General features: G+C 68.6%; 16 protein-coding genes. 10 read left to right on the top strand and 6 right to left on the bottom strand.

Going from position 1 to position 18,512, the window contains the following annotated elements; all coding sequences use genetic code 11:
* Positions 1-8: 8 nt before the first annotated feature.
* The gene (locus ACYVD1_RS02255) at positions 9-683 is read right to left on the bottom strand and encodes an NADPH-dependent FMN reductase (protein ID WP_460767125.1); all 675 of its coding nucleotides are present in this window, start codon (positions 681-683) and stop codon (positions 9-11) included.
* Between the two features lie 187 nt (positions 684-870).
* Here ACYVD1_RS02255 and ACYVD1_RS02250 point away from each other — a divergent pair, with 187 nt between their 5' ends.
* The gene (locus ACYVD1_RS02250) at positions 871-3,987 is read left to right on the top strand and encodes an AfsR/SARP family transcriptional regulator (RefSeq protein ID WP_460767122.1); all 3,117 of its coding nucleotides are present in this window, start codon (positions 871-873) and stop codon (positions 3,985-3,987) included.
* Positions 3,988-4,031: 44 nt separating this feature from the next.
* Here the strand turns inward: ACYVD1_RS02250 and ACYVD1_RS02245 are convergent, their stop codons facing one another.
* Complete coding sequence (locus ACYVD1_RS02245; protein WP_460767117.1) at positions 4,032-4,235, bottom strand: hypothetical protein; 204 nt, start codon at positions 4,233-4,235, stop codon at positions 4,032-4,034.
* On the opposite strand from ACYVD1_RS02245, the gene ACYVD1_RS02240 reads away from it, so the two are divergent.
* Both ACYVD1_RS02240 and ACYVD1_RS02235 read left to right on the top strand, forming a co-directional pair.
* Complete coding sequence (locus ACYVD1_RS02240) at positions 4,218-4,535, top strand: response regulator transcription factor (protein WP_460767114.1); 318 nt, start codon at positions 4,218-4,220, stop codon at positions 4,533-4,535. The two genes, ACYVD1_RS02245 and ACYVD1_RS02240, sit on opposite strands and share 18 nt — an antisense overlap.
* A gap of 66 nt (positions 4,536-4,601) precedes the next feature.
* Positions 4,602-4,739 carry a hypothetical protein gene (locus ACYVD1_RS02235; RefSeq protein WP_460767107.1) on the top strand — a complete coding sequence of 46 codons (138 nt, stop codon included), beginning with the start codon at positions 4,602-4,604 and terminating at the stop codon, positions 4,737-4,739.
* A gap of 310 nt (positions 4,740-5,049) precedes the next feature.
* Here ACYVD1_RS02235 and ACYVD1_RS02230 read toward each other — a convergent pair whose 3' ends face one another.
* Positions 5,050-6,732: a BCCT family transporter gene (locus tag ACYVD1_RS02230; RefSeq protein ID WP_460767103.1), complete on the bottom strand. Its 1,683-nt coding sequence runs from the start codon at positions 6,730-6,732 to the stop codon at positions 5,050-5,052.
* A gap of 117 nt (positions 6,733-6,849) precedes the next feature.
* Positions 6,850-7,794, bottom strand: coding sequence for a flavin reductase (locus ACYVD1_RS02225; protein WP_460767100.1), 945 nt, complete (start codon positions 7,792-7,794; stop codon positions 6,850-6,852).
* 133 nt (positions 7,795-7,927) lie between these two features.
* Between ACYVD1_RS02225 and ACYVD1_RS02220 the strand changes: the two genes are divergently transcribed.
* The 7 genes from ACYVD1_RS02220 (at position 7,928) to ACYVD1_RS02190 (ending at position 16,526) form a co-directional block, all read left to right on the top strand.
* Positions 7,928-8,605 carry a GntR family transcriptional regulator gene (locus ACYVD1_RS02220; RefSeq protein WP_460767097.1) on the top strand — a complete coding sequence of 226 codons (678 nt, stop codon included), beginning with the start codon at positions 7,928-7,930 and terminating at the stop codon, positions 8,603-8,605.
* 54 nt (positions 8,606-8,659) lie between these two features.
* Positions 8,660-9,802 (top strand): LLM class flavin-dependent oxidoreductase, encoded by a 1,143-nt coding sequence (locus tag ACYVD1_RS02215; protein ID WP_460767094.1) that lies wholly within the window; start codon positions 8,660-8,662, stop codon positions 9,800-9,802.
* On the top strand, positions 9,802-10,428 hold the full coding sequence (locus ACYVD1_RS02210) for an amino acid synthesis family protein (RefSeq protein ID WP_460767089.1): 627 nt from the start codon (positions 9,802-9,804) through the stop codon (positions 10,426-10,428). The genes ACYVD1_RS02215 and ACYVD1_RS02210 overlap by 1 nt, the downstream gene beginning before the upstream one ends.
* The gene (locus ACYVD1_RS02205; protein ID WP_460767085.1) at positions 10,425-10,976 is read left to right on the top strand and encodes an amino acid synthesis family protein; all 552 of its coding nucleotides are present in this window, start codon (positions 10,425-10,427) and stop codon (positions 10,974-10,976) included. Before ACYVD1_RS02210 ends, ACYVD1_RS02205 begins: the two co-directional genes overlap by 4 nt.
* 2 nt (positions 10,977-10,978) lie before the next feature.
* Entirely contained in the window at positions 10,979-11,734 is a 756-nt protein-coding gene (locus ACYVD1_RS02200) for an alpha/beta fold hydrolase (protein ID WP_460767082.1), read from the top strand.
* A complete protein-coding gene (locus tag ACYVD1_RS02195; RefSeq protein ID WP_460767079.1) occupies positions 11,727-13,208 on the top strand; it encodes an aldehyde dehydrogenase in 1,482 nt (493 codons plus the stop codon). Before ACYVD1_RS02200 ends, ACYVD1_RS02195 begins: the two co-directional genes overlap by 8 nt.
* Before the next feature lie 141 nt (positions 13,209-13,349).
* Positions 13,350-16,526, top strand: coding sequence for an ATP-binding protein (locus ACYVD1_RS02190; protein ID WP_460767076.1), 3,177 nt, complete (start codon positions 13,350-13,352; stop codon positions 16,524-16,526).
* A gap of 76 nt (positions 16,527-16,602) precedes the next feature.
* Here ACYVD1_RS02190 and ACYVD1_RS02185 read toward each other — a convergent pair whose 3' ends face one another.
* Both ACYVD1_RS02185 and ACYVD1_RS02180 read right to left on the bottom strand, forming a co-directional pair.
* Positions 16,603-17,466 carry an ABC transporter permease gene (locus tag ACYVD1_RS02185; RefSeq protein WP_460767071.1) on the bottom strand — a complete coding sequence of 288 codons (864 nt, stop codon included), beginning with the start codon at positions 17,464-17,466 and terminating at the stop codon, positions 16,603-16,605.
* The gene (locus tag ACYVD1_RS02180; protein WP_460767068.1) at positions 17,466-18,470 is read right to left on the bottom strand and encodes an ATP-binding cassette domain-containing protein; all 1,005 of its coding nucleotides are present in this window, start codon (positions 18,468-18,470) and stop codon (positions 17,466-17,468) included. The genes ACYVD1_RS02185 and ACYVD1_RS02180 overlap by 1 nt, the downstream gene beginning before the upstream one ends.
* Positions 18,471-18,512 lie beyond the last annotated feature (42 nt).

Genomic DNA, 18,512 nt, shown 5'->3' with positions numbered 1-18,512 from the left:
CCGGTGTGCTATCCGAGGACCTTGTGGGTGTTCGCGCTGGCGTGGCTCTCGCCACTGGCCGGAAGCTCGAAATCCAGACCCGGGTAGGGTCGCGTCCTGCGGGCCTCGCGCAGCATGGGAGCCCACCAAGCGAGCTCATCGAGCACCGCGGTGGCCGGTGTGCGCAGACCGGCGGAGTCCACGGGGCGCCCGTCGTAGTCGAAGGCCTTCTCGAAGTTGGCCAGGGAGACGAAGCTCTTGGTGGTGATGGCTGGGAACTCCGGGAAGATCCCGCGCAGGTGTTCCACGGCGGTCAGTCCGCCGGTGATCCCGCCGTAGGAGATGAAGGAGATCGGGCGGAGCACCCACTCGCTGTAGAACCAGTCGATCGCGGTCTTCAGCGACGCCGGGTAGCTGCGGTTGTAGACCGGGGTGATGAGCGTGAAGGCATCGGCCTTGGCCAGTCGGCTGCCGAGCCGGACGACGTCCTCAGGAGGCGTGACGCTGTAGTCGTTGCCGGCGAGCTCTACCGGGAGCTCGTAGTCGGCCAGGTCGATGAGGTCGATGTCGAAGGCCCCGTGCCTTCGGGCTTCTGCGGTGAACCAGCGGGCCACGGTGGGGCCGAAACGGTCGGGGCGGATACTGCCGATGACCACGGCCAGGGTGGGGGTCGCGGAGGCGGGCATGATCGTTGCCCCTGACATGTTGGAGAACCTTTCGCCACTGATCGTGGACCGCGGCGTCTCCGGAAGGGCCCCGGCGGATCTCCGGAGGATCTCCGGGGGTGCGAGTCCCGTGCCTCCGGGGCTTCCTCGGGGCCATGGCCTGGACCTTGTGTACGTGCTCTTGACCGCGGGCGTGCAGGGGTGACCGGAACCCTAGAATCGCCCCATGAGGATTGAGGTGCTGGGACCTGTACGGCTCCGGGACCACGCCGGTGATGTGGTCGAGGTGCCCGAGCGGAAGGTCCGTGCCCTGCTGGCCGCCCTGTCCGTTGCCGGTGGCAACGCGGTGTCCCCGCAGACGCTCCTCGACCAGGTCTGGGGAGAGGCGCTGCCGGCCAATCCGGCGCGCGTGCTGCAGTCCAAGCTTTCCCAGCTGCGGACCCTGCTCGAGAGCACGGGCGGAGGCGGGCACGCGATACTGGTCCGTGAGCCGGGCGGCTACCGGCTCGTCACCGGTCACCGTGAGGCCGAGGGCCCTGCGTCGGGGGTGGAGACCGATGCTGGCGTGCTGCGCCGGGGTGTCGCCCGGGCGCGGGCGGCCGCAGAGTCTGCCGAGCGGCTGGCCCTCCTCAACGACCTCCATGAACTCTGGCGCGGCCGACCCTACGGCGAGTTCGCCGACGAGCTGTGGGCCTCCGCGGACACCGCGGCACTGGAGGAACTGCGTCTGCAAGCGGTGGAGCTGCAGGCCGCGGCACTGCTGGAGACCGGGTCCCCCGAATCCGCCTACACGGTGTTGCGACCGCTGCTCCTGGAACACCCCACCCGGGAGCCGCTGGTGGCTGCCGCCATGCGCGCCTGCTACCTGACCGGCAGACACCCGGAGTCGCTGCGGCTCTACGAGAGGCTGCGCACCCACCTGGCCGACGAGCTCGGAGCCGACCCTAGTGCCGCGACCCAAGAGCTCCACCAAAGGATCCTCCGGCAGGACCCACAGCTGACACCTGCTCCGGGGCCGGGTGACCAGACACAGGCACAGCACGGGGTATCGGGTTCCACGGCGTCCGGCGAGAGCCCGAGCGGGAATCTCCCGCGGCACGGCTCACCGCTGATCGGGCGGGAAACCGAGTCCGCCGCTCTGGGAAGTCTGGTGCGCGACCAGCGTCTGGTGACGGTGCTCGGCGTCGGTGGTGTGGGCAAGACCCGCCTGGCCACGGCCGTGGCGGCCGGTATCGTCCGGACCCGGCAGGACGACCCTGAAGCTCCCACGACGGGCACTGGTTCGGCGTGGTTCGCCGATCTCACCGCCCTGGCCGCGCGCGAGACCGTCGAATCCATCACCGGGCAGTTGGTCGCCCTGCTCAAGCTGCCCGCGGCCTACGGCGACCATGAGGCGCTGCTCTCGCGTGTGGCCGCGGTACTGGACGAGCGCGGGGTGCTGCTGGTGCTGGACAACTGCGAGCACGTGGTCGACGCTGTCTCGGGCTTCACCGCGGAGCTCCTCGGCAGGACCGAGCATGTGCGTGTACTGGCCACCAGCCGTGAGCCGCTGGGCTTGCCGGAGGAGCAGCGGTTCCCGCTGACGCCGCTCGCGGTGGAAAGCACCGGCCCCGCCGATGAGGGCCCCTCCGCCCAGGACGGCGCCGAGTGGCGGAGCCAAGCCCCTGCGGTAACGCTGTTCCTGGCCCGTAGCCGTACGGTCGCCCCGCACTTTCAGCTCAGCGACCAGGACCTCGGCATCATCGCGGAGCTCTGCCGCCGCCTGGACGGGCTGCCGCTGGCCATCGAGCTCGCCGCCGGTCGGATGAACGCCCTGGCACCGCGAGGTCTGCTGGACCGCATCACCGACCGGCTCGATCTGCTCGCCCGGCCTGGACGGGGTGCCCCGCGCCGCCAACAGACTCTGCGCGGTGTGCTCGACTGGAGCTGGGAGCTTCTGGACGGGACCGAGCGTGCTCTGCTGCGCAGGCTGGCCGTTCACCCGGCCAGCTGGACCTTGGACGCCATCGAGGCGGTCTGTGCGGACAACGCCACCAGCACAGGCGCAGCGGATTGCGGGATCCCGCCAGGCGCCGACCAGGAAGAGCACCGGGCTCATGGGCTGCGCGGTGTCCGGCTGCGCCGCGCGGAAATCCTTCCCACACTCGCACGACTGGTGGACCGCAGCCTGGTCTCCACGGTGCACATCCAGAACGGAAGCGGTACCGCAGTGCGTTACCGGCTGCTGGAGACAGTGACTACCTATGCCACGGAGAAGCTGGGGGACTCCGCGGAGCGACCGGGGGTCGCGGCCCGTCATCTCTCTTACTACCGGGCCCTGGCGGACTGCGCCCGTGACTTTCTGTTCGGCCCGCATGCCCGGGACTGGATGGACTGGATCGATCAGGAACAGGCGCACCTGGACCACGCCCATGCCGAGGCGCTGCGCATCGGGGACGGGGCCAATGCCGTCGGGCTGGCCCTCTCGACCTTCTGGCACCGCTGGATGACCGGAAGAGTGGGGGGCCTGGTCCAGATGCTGCGGGCCACCCAGGCCTGTCCCGGTCCGCGGGACAACGCCCACAAACAGGTGGCGGTCCTGGCAGCTAGGGCCGATGAGCGTGACGACGCGCACCACTGGTATGAGGAGATCACCGCTGCCCTGGCCGCGTTCGGCGGCGACGACCAGGCGGTGCTGGCCCGTATGCGGGTGCAGTGGTTCCCCGCCACCATGCTGATCGTCTCCGAGGAGTACCGCCGCACCGGCGAGCAGCTTGCAGACGAAGCCATCAGCTACCTGGTCGACCACGGCGACCTGCACGGAGCGGCCTTCGCCACGACCCAGCGGGACTGGTTCCTGCTGGACCACTGGGATGTTCCGCCACAAGGACTGCCCGGCGACCATGACGCGGAGGCCGTCCTGCGCCAGTGCGGGGACCACTACGGCCTCATCCTGCTGCTGTCGGTGCTCCACATGAGAGCGGAGAACGAAGGCCGCACCACTGTCGCCGAGGGCATCGCCGAAGAAGCCCTGGCGCTGGCGGCCAGCCTCGATCTGGATGCTGAAACCGCCTACTGGTACCCCATCCGCGCCCTGAACAACCTCCGCGCCGGTGACTTCGGGGCGGCTGAGCAGGCCATCGAGGCTGCGCTTGCCCTGGCCAGGTCGGTGGCCTTCTGGTACGGGGAGGTGTTCGCCGTTGCGACCCGGGCCGCATGGTTGACAGCTCGCGGGGACACCGCGCGCGCGGCAGAGATCCTCAACTCCATCTCCGCCCCCGGGCACCACCACGGCACCCGTTGGGTGACCCGGATCCTGGGAGACGAGGCGCTGCCAGACCCCTATGAGGCAGGTCGGGCCTGAGGTGCCGAGGCAAGTGCAGGGCCGCCGAGGAGCCTGCCCAAGGGTCATTCCCAGCGGAAGAGCGCGGCGGCCACGCCGGCGCCGATCACGGTGCTGGCCCCGAGGCTGACCCAGTTCTCCCAGGCCACTGTCTCGCCCAGCCATGCGGACTGGAACGCTTCGACGACGACACCGTGGTGCTCGATGCCCTGCGTGCCGGAGCCCGGGGATACCTCCTCAAGGACGTCACCGTGGACCAGCTCGCCCACGCCGTGGAGTCCCTGGCCTCCGGAGGCACGATGATCGGCCCGTCCATCACCGAACGGCTGGTCAGAGCGATCCGGTCCGGTCCGCCGCCCGCCGGCGCCGTCGTCGAGGGCCTCACGGACAGTGAGACCAAAGTGCTACGTCTGGTGGCCGAGGGATACACCAACCGTCAGATCGCCGAACTGGTCCACTTGGCCCAAGGCACGGTGAAGAACCACATCTCCGCCATCCTGGTGAAACTCGGCGCCCGCGACCGGACCAATGCCGTACTGCGGGCCATCCGCGAAGGGATGCTCGGTTGAACACACTGCCGGGGCGGAGCACGGTGCTGAGTCGACGGACGTTTCCCAAGGCCGGATGGTGAGCGCTTGCGCGCTTCCTGTCAGGGGTCCGCACGGAAGTGCCCCGACACCGAACGCAACCGTGTCCGCTTCGGTGTCTCGGAACGCCACGGCTACCCCGTGCTCGAACTCATGACCCTGGTCGAGAACGGGCTCCGTGCCTAAGGGCGTGTTCGGTGGATGCTGCCCGTCGCGAAGGTGCTGCGCCGTAGGTGTCCGTTGAGGGTGGTGGCGGGCGACGAATGGGGGTGCTGCGCCGTAGGCGTCCGTTGAGGGTGGTGGCGGGTGACGGGTGGGAGTGTCCAGTGGTGCTGGCACAAGGCCGAAGAAGGAGTTCCCCTGCTGTGCGCTTCCTCGCAAGCTCGGCAGCATCGCACAGCGGGGGCCCGCCCGGGTTTGGCTGTTGACTGAGAGATGCGCGGTGACAGTGCCGCTGGGGCGACGCGCAGCAGGGTATGTGTCCGCTGAACATGCCCTAGTGGCCCCCTTCGTCCTGGACGTCTGCCGTATCCGTCCGCGTCCTTTCCGGGCGCACCGGCGCGGGCTCCGGGTCAGGGGATCCGTATGACGCTGACCGTGTGGCCGGGTCCGCTAGAACTCCGCGGGCGTCAGCAGACCCATGCACCAAAGGGTCTTTCCGCAGCTGTAGGACGGTGGCGACCGCCAAGGCCAGGATCACGAAGACGAACGGTGCCGCCGACAGGATCACTGTCGTCTGCAGGGCCTGCAGTCCTCCCGCATACAGCAGGATCGAGGCCACCGACCCGGTGAGCACGCCCCAGACCAGCAGGACTCTCTTCCGGGGGGCCATGTCTCCGTCCGAGGAGATCACTGCCAGCACGTAGGTGTTCGAGTCGGCGCTGGTGACGAAGTACATCACCACCAGCAGAACGGCGACGACCGATGTGACCAGGGTGAGCGGTAGGTGCTCGAGCAGGCCGAAGAAGGCCGTGTTGACGTCTTCCGATGCCGCCTCGCCGATTCCGGTGCCGTCGTTGATGTCCATGTGCATGGCACTGCCGCCGAAGACGGTGAACCAGGCGGCGAAGACCAGGGCGGGCACGCCCAGGACCACGAAGACGAACTGGCGAATGGTCCGGCCGCGGGAGATCCGGGCCAGGAAGATGCCGACGAAAGCACCCCAACTGACCCACCAGGCCATCATGAAGTAGGTCCAGTCCTGCATCCAGACCAGGTGGTTCTCTGTAGTCGGCATCATCAGGCTCAACGCGGTGAAGTCGCTGATGTAGCTGCCGACGGATCGGAGGAAGACGTGGACGAGGTAGCTGCTGGGGCCGGTGAGGAACACGAAGACGAGAAGAAGGCCCGCCACCACCATCGTGACCTCGCTCAGATACCGGATACCGCGACTGATACCGGAGATGGCGGAAACGGTGAAGATCACTGTGAGAGAAGCGATCATGACGATCTGCAGCGTCGTGGAGGTGAGGTCGGTACCGCTCAGGAGCGTCATCCCGTGGCTGATTTGGGCTGCCCCGAGCCCCAGGGACGTTGCTGTTCCGAACAGGGTTGAAATGACCACGAGGACGTCGATGACCTTGCCGGTCGCGCCGTCTGCGTGACGGCCGAGCAGCGGGCGCAGGGCGGGGGAGACGAGGCCCCTATTGCCCAGCCGGTAGGTGGAGTAACCGATGGCCAGACCGAAGAGTGCGAAGATCGCCCAAGCGTGAACGCCCCAGTCCAGGAACGAGAAGCGCAGCGCATCGACCACCGCCGCTTGGGTGCCCGGCTCGGTGAGTCCGTGTGGAGGGACGAGCAGGTGGGACACGGGCTGGGCCACGCCGTAGCTGATGAGGCCGATACCCATGACCGCGCTCAACAGCATGGCGATCCAGGCGTAGGTCGGATACTCCGGTCGGGCGTCGTCGGGGCCGAGCCGGATACGTCCGAAGCGTGAGACGGCCAGGAACAGGAGCAGTGCGATGAGCCCGAGCGGGACGAGGAGCATCGACCACCCGGTGGTCTCCGTGACGTAGGCCAAGCCCGTCGAAGATATCGCGCTGAGTGTCTCCGGGAAGACGGCCGCGGCGAGGATGAAGGCCAGGATCAGGGTCACTGACGCGGCGAAGACCAGGGTCGGCGGTCTGCCCGAGGTGCGCGGCGGGCCGCCGGTACCGGATGGAGTGGTTCTCGGCATGGTGTTCTCCGTCTCTGAGGCCGACTGCGGTCCGCGATGGTGGAGGGGCGGCCGTGCGGCCCGGGGGAATTCGGGTCTGGTCGGCTGCGCCTCAGGCGCGGCCGACCAGAGCAGGCGTCACAGCTGGGGCATGCCGTTGCTGTCGAAGAAGCCGCCGGCCTTGTAGATGATCGGATCCGCATCGGTCACCTCGGCGTGGCGGACCCGGCAGACGAAGACGGTGTGGGTCGTGGCCTGGAACCTCTCCTTGATCTCCGCTTCGAGTGAGGCGGGGGACCCGTCGATGAGCGGGCTGCCCTCGGGCGCCGGGTGCCAGCCCACCGAGGCGAACTTGTCCGGTGCCTTGGAGGCGAAGGTCGCGATCGTCTCGCGCTGCTGAGTGCCGAGGATGTTGATGCCCAGATGCGTTGAGGAGAACAGGGCGGGATAGGTCGACGACGACTTCTGGACGCACACCATGACCAACGGCGGTTCCAGGGACACGGAGGCGTAGGCGTTCACCGCGAGACCGCGGGGGCGGCCGTCGTCCTGCGTCGTCACCACGGTGACACCGGTGATGAACTGCCGGTTGAAGGTCTTCATCACCTCGGGGTCGGGATTCCCGGACAGGGTGTCAGTCACCGGAGCCGCGACAGGCTCCGCCGCATCGCTGAGACGACGGATGCCCAGTGCGTGCAGCATCTCGGTGCCGTCCCAGGTCACTTCCTCGCGGACGATCCTCCCGTCGCGGACCGTGACCAGGTTCGAGCCGTAGGTCCGCACCGTCTTTCCCGTTGCAGGGACGCCGAGGAAGGGCTCGGTGTGGGTTCCGGTGGTGGACCAGAAGAGGACGATCCGGTCCCCCTCGACCACGATCGATTCGATGGTGGTCTCGATGTCGGGGAAGCCCTCTCGGATCCGCAGGATCTCAGACTGGAGCTCCTTCAGCGTCATGGTTGCGCCGGAGGACCGGCTGACGCGGGCGTACTCCGCGTCCATGAGACCGGTGAGGGAGTCGACGTCGCCTTCGTTCCAGGAGGCGTGCCATGCATGCTTGAGCTCGCCTGTGAGGTTCTGTTGCATGCAAGAGACTGTAAGTCGGATCACAGTATGCCGTCAATGGTTGTGAGTTCGGTGCGTGAATACTCTTCTCACCTTGAATTTGTCGGACAGGGTGCTGTTGACTCCGCTGAACGGGCGCCGATATGTTGCATGCATGAAAGAGCTGGCATCATCGATCGATCCGACGATTCCCACACTGTTGGAGCGGGTGCGCTCGCTCGTGATCAGTGGAGAGCTCCCCCCAGGGGCACCCGTCTCCGAGATCTCGCTGGCGAAGAAGTTCGACGTCAGTCGCACACCCATCCGGGAGACTCTCAAGCAGCTGCAGTTGGAGGGCCTGGTCGAGATCCGCCCCAAGGTCGGGACCTTCGTCAGAGAGCCGACCCGTCGGGAGATCGTGGAGCTCTTCCAGCTCAAGGAAAGCCTGGAAGGGCTCGCCGCGGGGCTCATGGCCCGGCGCGGTCAGGTGCCCGAGCTCGACGTCCTCGACCGGAACATCGAGGAGTCAGCCCAGGCAGCGGCGGACGACGATGCCGAACGCTACGCGGACTTGGTCGACGAGTTCCACCGCACCATCATCCGCGGCTCGGACAGCCGCAAGCTCGTGGAGCACTACGACCTGCTCATGAACCAGCTTGCGTTCCACCGGATGGTCCTGCGGACCGCGGAACACCCGGGCCGGATCAGTGCCTCCACCAATGAGCACAGCACAGTGCTGGAGATGATCCGGGCCAAGGACCACTTCGCGGCGGAGTCCGCTATGCGCAACCACGTGTACACGTCAGTTCGCGAGGTACTCACCGACCCGCGGACCGCTGTGCAGGAGGACTGACAGCGACGGTCAGCGATCGACGTCACCGACACACGCCGACAGAAGGGAACTACTGTGCGCTTCTCCGTTTTCCACGGGCTCGGGGCACCTGGCGACCTGGCCCACTACCAGCAACACATGGATGAAGCTCGCGAATACGCCGTCGCCGCCGAGAAGGCGGGCTTCTGGTCGGCGTGGTACACCGAGCACCACTTCGGTCACGAGGGACAGGAGCTGACGCCCAACCCGATTCTGATGGGCGCCGACATCGCCGCGCGGACGAGCACGCTGCGGATCGGCCAGGCGGCCTCCATCGTCACCTTCTGGCATCCCCTACGCCTGGCTGAGGACCTGGCTCTGCTGGACCAGCTCAGCGGTGGACGTCTGGAGGTGGGTGTCGGCCGCGGACTGTACGGTCGCGAGGCGGTCAACCTCAACCCCGCCGCCGACCCCAGGGACCAGGCTAAGAACCGGGCGCTCTTCGAGGAGACCATGGAGGTCCTGCAGAAGGCGTGGAGCAACGAGTTCTTCAGCCACAAGGGAGAGTTCTTCGAGTTCCCGGAACCGGGCCTGAAGTGGGACCATCCGCTTTCCCCGGCAACCCCGGAGTTCACCGAAAACGGCGAGATCACCAAGATCTCCCTCGTCCCCCGTCCGCTGCAGCAGCCGACGCCACCCGTCTGGCAGGTCATCGATTCTCCGCGCTCCATCGCCTCCGCCGCTGAACAGGGGATCCAGGGCATCTTCTGGCTTCCGCCGGTGAGCGCCCTGAAGGGCCGCTTCGAGCTCTACCGCGACAAGGCCTCCGAGGCCCAAGGCCGCGACGTCCCGCTCGGCGAGGGCATCGCACTCGTACGCGACGTCTACGTAGCCGACACCATGGAGCAGGCCCGCAAGGAGTTCGAGCAGGCCGTGATGAACACTTACCGCTGGGTCACCCACTGGCGGGGCCTCGGCAACCTCATGGAGGAGGGGGAGCAGCTCACCGACGAGCACACCCTGGACTTCGACATGCTCATGGAGCGCAACATGCTCGTGGGCACCCCGGAGTACGTCCGGGAGAAGATCGAGGAGCTCCAGCACGAGGTGGGACTCGAGCACATGATGCTCTGGACCACGCACCCCGGTCTGCAGCACGGACACGCGATGCGCAGCCTGGAACTGTTCTCCACCGAGGTGATGCCGCACTTCGCCGACACCGCCGCCGGCAGCCACTGATGCCTGAGGGACATCTGCTCGACGCCGACGGCCTCGGCCTCAGAAAGATCGTCTGCTTCCGCGAGGAAACCGTCTCAGAGGCAGGCGAGCAGCCCGCTCGCCCGATCACCCAGGCGACCGTGACCGCGGTGGTCAAGAACCCGTGGACCGGTACCGGCACAGGCGAAGACCTCCGGCCGCACGCCCAGCGCATCGCCCCGCGCCTGGCACGGCTGCTGACCGACCGGCTCTGCGCCGCGCTCGGTGGGCGCGACCGCGTCGAAGCCTTCGGAAAGGCGGCCATCGTAGGACTCCACGGAGAGATCGAGCACGCCGGTGCCTTGATCCACACCCCGTACTTCGGCAACCTCGTCCGTGAGTTCCTGGACGGTTCGTCGGTGCTGTGCTTCGCCGACGACCGCGCCGACGCCGGCCAGCCGCTGACCGTACCCCTGTGGCACAAGAAGCACGCGGCGAGCCGGGACCACTACCAGACCACCAGTATCCGTATCGGCGACGGCCCCGCACCGGACGAAATCGTCCTGGCCGCAGGGGCTTCGACCGGGACACGGCCCCACCCCCGTCTGGGCGACCGGACCACTGACCCGGTCGTCACATCCGATGTCCTAGAAGGAGTGACAGCATGAATATCCGCAAGACCTTCACCATCGTTGAAGACATCCTCCAGGAAGGGGGACGCCCGGTCGAACCCGCGGCGCGCGTAGCCGTGGTCGCAGCGGTGCTCGACAACCCCTGGCGAGGACAGGGCTTCGTCGAAGACCTGGGGGAGGGGATCGAGTCCACCGCCTCCGACATCGGGGCGCTGCTGGCACCCAAGGTCGTGGATGCCCTCGGCGCTCCCGTCGAGGCCTACGGCAAGGGTGCGATCGTCGGCCTGGACGGGGAGATCGAACACGGTTCCGCCCTGATCCACACCCTGAAGTTCGGCGACCACTTCCGCAAGGCCACATCCGCGACCACCCTTCTCCCGGCCGTGGAGAAGAGAGGACCCGCCGGGGTCGTCTTCGACATCCCGCTGAAGCACATCACCGATGCCACGATCCGTTCCCACCACCAGACGGTCGAGGTCCGACTGCCGGACGCACCGCACGCCGGGGAGATCGTCATCGCGCTCGCGGCCTCCGCACAGGGCCGTCCGCAACAGCGGCTGGCCTCCCTGTCCACGGAGCAGTGAAGATGACCGAAACGGCGGTGCCCATCGCGCTCCTCCACGGAGTCGGGCTGGACACGTCTATGTGGGGTCCACTGGTCGACGAGCTCGCCCGGCGGACCGATCGTCCAGTCGTCGCGATCGATCTCCCGGGGCACGGCTCGGAGCCGGTTCTGCCGGAGGCGGTGACGCTCGACGGGCTCGCCGACGACGTTGCGGAGCGGCTGCCGGCGCGGATGCACCTCGTCGGGTTCTCGGTTGGGGCACTCGTCGCGGAGCGGCTGGCGAGCCGCCGCCCTGACCGGATCGAGACACTGACCTGCGTCAGCTCCGTCTATGAGCGCACACCGGTCGAGTCACAGTCGGTGCGGGACCGGCTCGACACCGCGACCAGGGACTTCCACGCGAGCGTGGAGGCGTCGATCCGCCGGTGGTACCCGGAGGGGACCCCCGTGTCCGAAGAACAGGTCGAGGCCACTCGGAGCGTGCTCCTTTCCAACGACACTGCCTCATACCTTCGGGTCTACGAGGTCTTCGCCACGGCGGACCAGCAGGTCGCCGAGGACCTCGCCGGCCTCGCGATGCCGGTTCTCGCGGTGACCGGATCCGAGGACCCCGGGTCCACGCCCGCGATGACCGAAAGCATCGCTCGAACCGTCCCGGACGGACGAGGCGTCGTCGTCGACGGCGCACGGCACATGCTGCCGACGGAGTGTCCCCAGGAGCTGGCCGACACCATCCTGACCTTCCTCGACGAGACGAGTGGAGACCCGTATGGCTGACCGGTACGACCACTTCATCAGCGGCGGGTACGTCGCTCCGACCGAGGGCGGATATTTCGAGAGCCGCAACCCCGCAACGCTCGAGGTCCTCTACGAGGCCGCCCGGGGCGACGAGGTCGACGTGGACCGGGCGGTGCGGGCGGCTGACAGGGCTTTCCGAGACCAGCGGTGGCGGGACTTGTCTCCGACACGGCGGGGGCACCTGCTGCGGAGACTGGGTGATCTTGTCGCGGAGAACGCCGAGGAGCTGGCCCGGTCCGAGTCCTTGGACAACGGCAAGCTCCTGCGCGAGATGCGAGGTCAGCTCAGAGCACTGCCGGAGTACTTCTACTACTACGCCGGACTCGCCGACAAGGTGCAGGGCGACCAGATCCCGACCAGCTCCCACCTCGTGCTGAACTACACCCTGCGGGAACCGCTGGGTGTGGTCGGGGCCATCACGCCGTGGAACTCGCCGCTGACGCTGACGACCTCGAAGCTGGCCCCCGCACTGGCAGCCGGGAACACCCTGGTCATCAAGCCTTCCGAACACACCACGCGAACCGTCCTGCGCCTTGCCGAACTGGCCGCCGAGGCAGGGTTTCCGGCCGGAGTGGTCAACGTCGTCTCCGGATACGGCGCAGAGGCCGGCCGTCCGCTGGTGGACCACCCCGGGATCGCGAAGCTCTCCTTCACCGGGTCGACGGCGACGGGTTCAGCGATCGCCTCCTCCGCGGCCGCGCGGTTCATCGGTTGCACCTTGGAGCTCGGCGGCAAGAGCCCGAACATCGTCTTCGGCGACGCGGATGTCTCCAACGCGGCGATGGGCGTGGTCGCCGGCATTTTCGCTGCGGCGGGACAGACCTGTATCGCTGGCAGCCGAGTCTTCGCCCACCGCAGTGTCTATGACGAGCTGCTCGAGAAGGTCTCACTCCGGGCACGGAGCATCGTCATCGGTGACCCGCTGGAAGATGAGACGGAGCTGGGGCCGCTCGCTTTCGAGGGCCAGCGCGACAAGGTGCACTCCTATGTCGAAGCCGGTGCGGCGGAAGGGGCACGGGTACTCACCGGCGGGTGCCGTCCCGACACTGAGTTGCCCGGGTATTTCTACGCCCCGACGGTGCTCACCGGTGTCACCAACGACATGCGGGTTACCCGGGAGGAGATCTTCGGCCCGGTAGCAGCAGTGATGCCCTTCGATACTGAGGAGGAGGCCCTCCAGCTGGCGAACGACACGGATTACGGCCTCGCTGCGGGTGTGTGGACTCGCGATCTCGCACGGGCGCACCGGATGTCCCGGAGTTTGGACGCCGGCACGGTATGGGTCAACACTTACCGGGCGATGTCTCCGATGTCGCCCCGGCAGGGGTTCAAGGCCAGCGGTGCCGGGGTCGAACACGGCATCGAATCGATGCGCGAGTACACCCGCCTCAAGAGCGTCTGGATCAATACCGATGAAGGACCCGTCGCGGATCCGTTCGTCATGCGCAGCTGAGAGTGTTGCCGGTGCCGCTGATCGAGGTGCCAGCACACTCCAGCCGACCCCGGTGGGTTGAAACCGGACGAGTCGGGGTTCCCGTCGGGTTCCGGTGCGGGAATGCGGAAGCCCGGCACCCTCGGTGGTGTTGGGAGTGGCATGGCCCTCTCTTCCCACGACCTTCCCGGCGCCCGCACCGGACTTATCGGGCGTGAGCACCCCGTCTCGGTCCTGCACTCGGCGATCGGGCGCACGGCCCACAGCCACGGCGGTCTGTTGCTCATCACCGGTGAGGCCGGCGTGGGCAAGTCCAGTCTGGCCACCGCTGCCGTGGAAGAGGCCCGCCGTACCGGGGCCTTGGTGCTCAGCGGATCGTGCTGGGACTCCGATGGCGTCCCCGACCTGTGGCCGTGGATCCAGGTCGGCCGTGCGCTGCGCCGCGCGGCCGACCTACCGGGGGCGGCACGGATCGACCAGGGGACCTGGGAGGCCCTGGCAGTGCTGTTCGGTGAGAACACCGGAGACCCGGGAGCCGGGTTCGCCCTGTTCGACGCACTGACCGAGGCCTTGGTGTCCCTGGCCCGGAACCGGCCGGTCCTGGTGGTGCTGGAGGACCTGCACTGGGCGGACACGGCGTCACTGGACGTCTTGGAGTTCGTCGCCCAGCACACCTGGTTCGAACGGGTCCTCGTGGTGGGGACCTACCGCGACGCGGAGGTGGAGAACGAAGGCCACCACCTGCAGAGCCGCCTGGCGTCGCTTGCTTCGAGGGCCGTCACACTCGCGCTGAGCGGTCTCGAACCCAAGGAGACGGGTGCCCTGGTCGAACGCACCGCGGGGCGGCGCCCGGACGAGGAGACCGTCGAGGCGCTCCACCGCTGGACCGGCGGCAACCCGTTCTTCGTCGAGCAGGCCGCACGCCTGTGGCAGGGCGGAAGCGGGGCCACGACCCTCGCACCCGGGGTGCGCGAGGCGGTACGGCGGCGCTTGGACGTACTACCCGAGCCGGTGCGCGGCGTGCTCACCACCGCTGCACTGCTCGGCCGCGAGTTCCACCGCCAGATCCTGGCAGCGGTGTCGCGGCAGCCCGACGCCCGGGTGGACCGCCTGTTGGAGCAGGCCGCGGTGGCGAAACTGGTGGTGATCCAGGGCGGCGGGCACTGCGCCTTCTCCCACGACCTGGTACGGGAGACTTTGGAGGCCGACCTCACCGAAGGGGACCGCGCCGCCGCGCACCTCAGCGTGGTCCGGGCAGCGGACCGCTCACCCCGGATCGCCGGGATGATGTCACCTCCCGACCTCGCCCGGCACGCCTACTCCGCCGGAGAGGACCTGGACGCGGAAAGGGCCGTCGAACTGCTGGCGCGGGCCGCCGAGGACGCCGCAGGTCGGCTGGCCGGGGAGGAGTCCCTGCGGCACTACCGCCGTGCCCTGGAGCGCGCGGACTCACTCGCACCCCGGCCGCGCGTGCTCCTCATACTCGACTACAGCGCCATGCTGAGCCGGTGGGGCGAGGAATCGCACGCGGGCCGGGAGTACGAGCGGGCCCTCGAACTCTCCTCGCAAGCCCGGGAACCGGAACTGTTCGCGCGGGTGGTGCTGTCCCTCCCCCACACCTGCCAGGAGGGGAGCTCCGGCAGATGGGAGGAGCTCGTCGCGGAGGCGCACCGCGGTCTCCTGCCCGACCGGACGAGGCGGGGCACCTCGGCGGTCCAGGCGCGGGAGGTCTTGGAACACCTGGTCCGCCGGGCCAGAGAACGGAACGACGACGAAGCGCTGACCTTCGCACTGTCCTTCCTGCACACCACGGTGTTCGGAGCGGGAAGCGCGCGGGAACGGCTCGCTCTCAGCCGGGAAATCGAACAGCTGGCCCGGCAGACCGACGACCAGCCGCTGGTGCACATCGCCTCGGCCCTGCAATGGGTGGCGCTGCTGCAACTCGGCGACCCCCGCTACCTGGAACAGTTCCGCACGTTCGCGGCCCGCGCCCGAAACGAGGGCGCACCGCTGTTCGTGCTCGTGAGCCAGATCGACCAAGCGATCGTGTCCGGGATCCTCGGAGACTTCGGGGCGTCCGCGGAAGCCTTGGCCGAGGCCCACCGGTTCGCCCCCGGAACCGGGAAGAAGGTGGGCGGAGGCGACGAGCTGCTCAAACACGAGGAGTGGGGCCTGCTCCTGCTCCAAGGCCGCCACACGGAGCTGGAGGAGCTGTACCGTCGGCCCCTGCAGCGCCCCACCCCCTTGCTGGCCGGATTGCAGCAGGCCATCGCCGCGGTCCAGCGCGGCGACGCGGCCGCCGCACGCGCCTTCCTCGACGAGCACGAAGACGGCGAGCCGCCGAACGGCACTGCCCCGCTGTGGTGGCGGCTGCGCGCACAGGTCGCCGCCGCCACCCGTGATCCGGGGTTGAGCGAGCGCGCCCGCGGAGACCTCGCCCCCTACTCCGGAGAGTGGCTGGTGTCGATGTACGGCTTTGAGATCGGGGGCCCGGCCGACCTGTGGCTGGGACGGGTGGAGGCCGCCCAAGGGCGCTGGGAGCCGGCCTTGGAGCACCTGCGCGCGGCCGTAGCCTCCGCGCGGGCGCTGCGCTCGCGTCCGTGGACGGTCGAGGCGCTGCTAGCGCTGGCCGAAACGCTGTTGGACCGCGCGGACGACGGTGACGGGGACGCGGCCCTCGCGCTCCTCGACGAAGCCGGGGATCAGGCAGCGGGGATGCACCACGTCCCCGCACGCGTGGCTCGGCAGCGCGAACGGGCCGCGGCGGGTCCGGCGCCGGTGGATTCGGGGCCGGACCACGAGTTCCGGTTCGACTCCGGGACCTGGTCGCTCCGCTTCGCCGGGGCGGTCGTTCACATGCCGGACGCCAAAGGCCTGCGCGACCTGCACCTTCTGCTGTCCAGCCCCGGAGTGGACGTGCCCGCGGTACGGCTCGTCAACCCGGCCGGCGGTGCCGAGGCGGAGTCCGCCGCCCGCATGGGCGGGGACGACGTCCTGGACGAGCGGGCCAAGGCGGAGTTCCGGCGGAGGCTGACCGAACTGGACGAGCTGATCGAGCAGGCCGAAGCGCTAGGTGACGACGAGCGCGCCGCCGCCCGCGACCGGGAGCGCGCGGCGCTGCTGGGGGAGCTGCGCTCGGCCGCGGGTCTGGGCGGGCGCCCCCGACGCCTGGGCGACGCCGCCGAGCGCGCCCGTAAGACCGTGACCGCGCGCATCCGGGACACGCTGGGGCGCCTCGACCGGCGCCACCCCGAGCTCGCCGCCCATCTGCGCGAGTCGGTGTCCACCGGAGCGCACTGTTCCTACCGTCCGGACACGCGGCCCCGCTGGCGGCTGTAGGGCCGGGCCAGCGCCCCTCTCCGGGGCGGGACCCGGCCTCACAGCCTCGGTTGACGGGGTCGATCGCCACCGCGGCTCACTTGCGGTTGTACAGCCACATGGTCAGCGAGCCGAAGACCAGCACCGAGGCCGCGCAGAACACGCCCACCCAGGTGATGGCGGCGGCGTCGGGCACTCCGGCCATCACGGAGCGGATCGAGGTCACCAGCTGGGTGATCGGGTTCAGGTCCACGAACACCTGGAGCCAGTCCGGCATGGTCCGCGGGTCCACGAACACGTTGCTGAGGAACGTCAGCGGGAACAGGATCAGCATGCTGATGCCCATCACCGACTTCTCCGTGCGGGCGATCAGGCCGATCGCGGTCCAGATCCACGACAGCGAGAAGGCCGCCGCCAGCAGCAACAGGACTCCGGCCACGACTCCGGCCGGGCCCCCGTCCGGCCGGAATCCCAGGAGCAACCCCAACCCCATGATCACCACCGAGGCGGTGGTGTAGCGGAACACGTCGCCCAACAGGTAGCCCACCATGGGCGAGGGTCGCCAGATCGGCAGGGTGCGGAAACGGTCGAACACGCCCTTGTCGATGTCGTTCTTGACCGAGGAGCCCGTGTACATCGTGGTCATGATGACGCTCATGACCATGATCCCGGGCAGCAGGAACTGGATGTAGTCCCCGGTGCCCCCGGCGATCGCGCCCCCGAAGAGGTAGGTGAACATGAGCGTCATCATGATCGGGAAGGCCGTGACGTCGAACAGCTGCTCCGGCACGTGCTTGATCTTGAGCATCGCACGCCAGCCGAAGGCCGCGGTGGACGCCGCTGCGCTGGGCCGCTTGGGCCACTCCTCCGGGATCAGTACGGCCCGCAGTTCGGCCGACGAAGTGCTCGATGAGGCGGTTGCCGACGGGGTGGGTGCGGCGTCGGTCGGTGCGGTGGCCATTACGCGGCCTCCTTCGCGGTCTGCTCGTCGGTGTTCTGGTCGTGGGCGGGGTGGTCGGTCAGGGCGAGGAAGACCTCGTCCAGGCTGGGCTGGCCCAGCGCGAAGTCGTCGACCGCCACCCCGTTGCGGGACAGTTCGGCCAAGGCGTGGGCGGCCCGGTCGGCGGCGTCGGAGGATCCGGTCAGCCGGGCGGTGAGGGCCACCGGGTCGGCGCCGCTGGTGACCTCCGCGCCCATGGCCTGGGCCAGGACCCGGCGGGCCTGCTCGAGCTGGGCCGCGTCGCGCAGCCGCAGCTGAACCGACCCGGCGCCGACGGACGACTTGAGCTCACCCGGGGTGCCTTCGGCGATGACCCGGCCGTGGTCGATGACGGCGATGCGGGAGGCCAGCTGGTCGGCCTCGTCCAGGTACTGGGTGGTGAGCAGCACCGTGGTGCCCTGCGCGACGATGATGCGCACGATGTCCCACACCTGGTTGCGGCTGCGCGGGTCCAGGCCGGTGGTCGGCTCGTCCAGGAACATCAGCTCCGGAGGGCGCACGATGCTGGCGGCGATGTCCAGGCGGCGGCGCATACCCCCGGAGTAGTTCTTGGCCTGCCGGTAGGCCGCGTCCTGCAAGTCGAAGGCCTCCAGCAGTAGCTCGCCCCGGCGGCGGGCGGCCGCTTTGCGGTAGCCGACCAGCCTGCCGATGAGGATGAGGTTCTCGATGCCGGTGAGGTCCTCGTCGACCGACGCGAACTGGCCGGTCAGGCTGACCTTGTCCCGTACCTTGTTGGCCTGCGTGCGTACGTCCAGGCCCATGACCTGGGCCTGTCCGCCGTCCATTTGGAGGAGCGTGGCCAGCATCTTCACCGCCGTGGTCTTTCCGGCCCCGTTGGGGCCGAGCACACCGTAGACCTGGCCTGCCGGGACGGTGAGGTCCAGGCCGTCCACCGCGCGGTTCTTCCCGAAGACCTTCACCAGGCCCTCGGCACGGATGGCGGCGTCATCGTCGCGAATCGCCATGGCTCCTTCTTTCTTGAGTGCGGATTCTTGAGTGCGGATCGT

It is taken from the genome of Nocardiopsis nanhaiensis, from assembly GCF_054778635.1.
This window is presented reverse-complemented; position numbering and strand designations above follow the sequence as displayed.

Excerpts from the sequence above, each read along its gene's own strand:
- ACYVD1_RS02255 (WP_460767125.1), bottom strand. The coding sequence starts at position 683 with ATGTCAGGGGCAACGATCATGCCCGCCTCCGCGACCCCCACCCTGGCC.
- ACYVD1_RS02250 (WP_460767122.1), top strand. The coding sequence starts at position 871 with ATGAGGATTGAGGTGCTGGGACCTGTACGGCTCCGGGACCACGCCGGT.
- ACYVD1_RS02230 (WP_460767103.1), bottom strand. The coding sequence starts at position 6,732 with ATGCCGAGAACCACTCCATCCGGTACCGGCGGCCCGCCGCGCACCTCG.
- ACYVD1_RS02225 (WP_460767100.1), bottom strand. The coding sequence starts at position 7,794 with ATGCAACAGAACCTCACAGGCGAGCTCAAGCATGCATGGCACGCCTCC.
- ACYVD1_RS02220 (WP_460767097.1), top strand. The coding sequence starts at position 7,928 with ATGAAAGAGCTGGCATCATCGATCGATCCGACGATTCCCACACTGTTG.
- ACYVD1_RS02210 (WP_460767089.1), top strand. The coding sequence starts at position 9,802 with ATGCCTGAGGGACATCTGCTCGACGCCGACGGCCTCGGCCTCAGAAAG.
- ACYVD1_RS02205 (WP_460767085.1), top strand. The coding sequence starts at position 10,425 with ATGAATATCCGCAAGACCTTCACCATCGTTGAAGACATCCTCCAGGAA.
- ACYVD1_RS02200 (WP_460767082.1), top strand. The coding sequence starts at position 10,979 with ATGACCGAAACGGCGGTGCCCATCGCGCTCCTCCACGGAGTCGGGCTG.
- ACYVD1_RS02195 (WP_460767079.1), top strand. The coding sequence starts at position 11,727 with ATGGCTGACCGGTACGACCACTTCATCAGCGGCGGGTACGTCGCTCCG.
- ACYVD1_RS02190 (WP_460767076.1), top strand. The coding sequence starts at position 13,350 with ATGGCCCTCTCTTCCCACGACCTTCCCGGCGCCCGCACCGGACTTATC.
- ACYVD1_RS02185 (WP_460767071.1), bottom strand. The coding sequence starts at position 17,466 with ATGGCCACCGCACCGACCGACGCCGCACCCACCCCGTCGGCAACCGCC.
- ACYVD1_RS02180 (WP_460767068.1), bottom strand. The coding sequence starts at position 18,470 with ATGGCGATTCGCGACGATGACGCCGCCATCCGTGCCGAGGGCCTGGTG.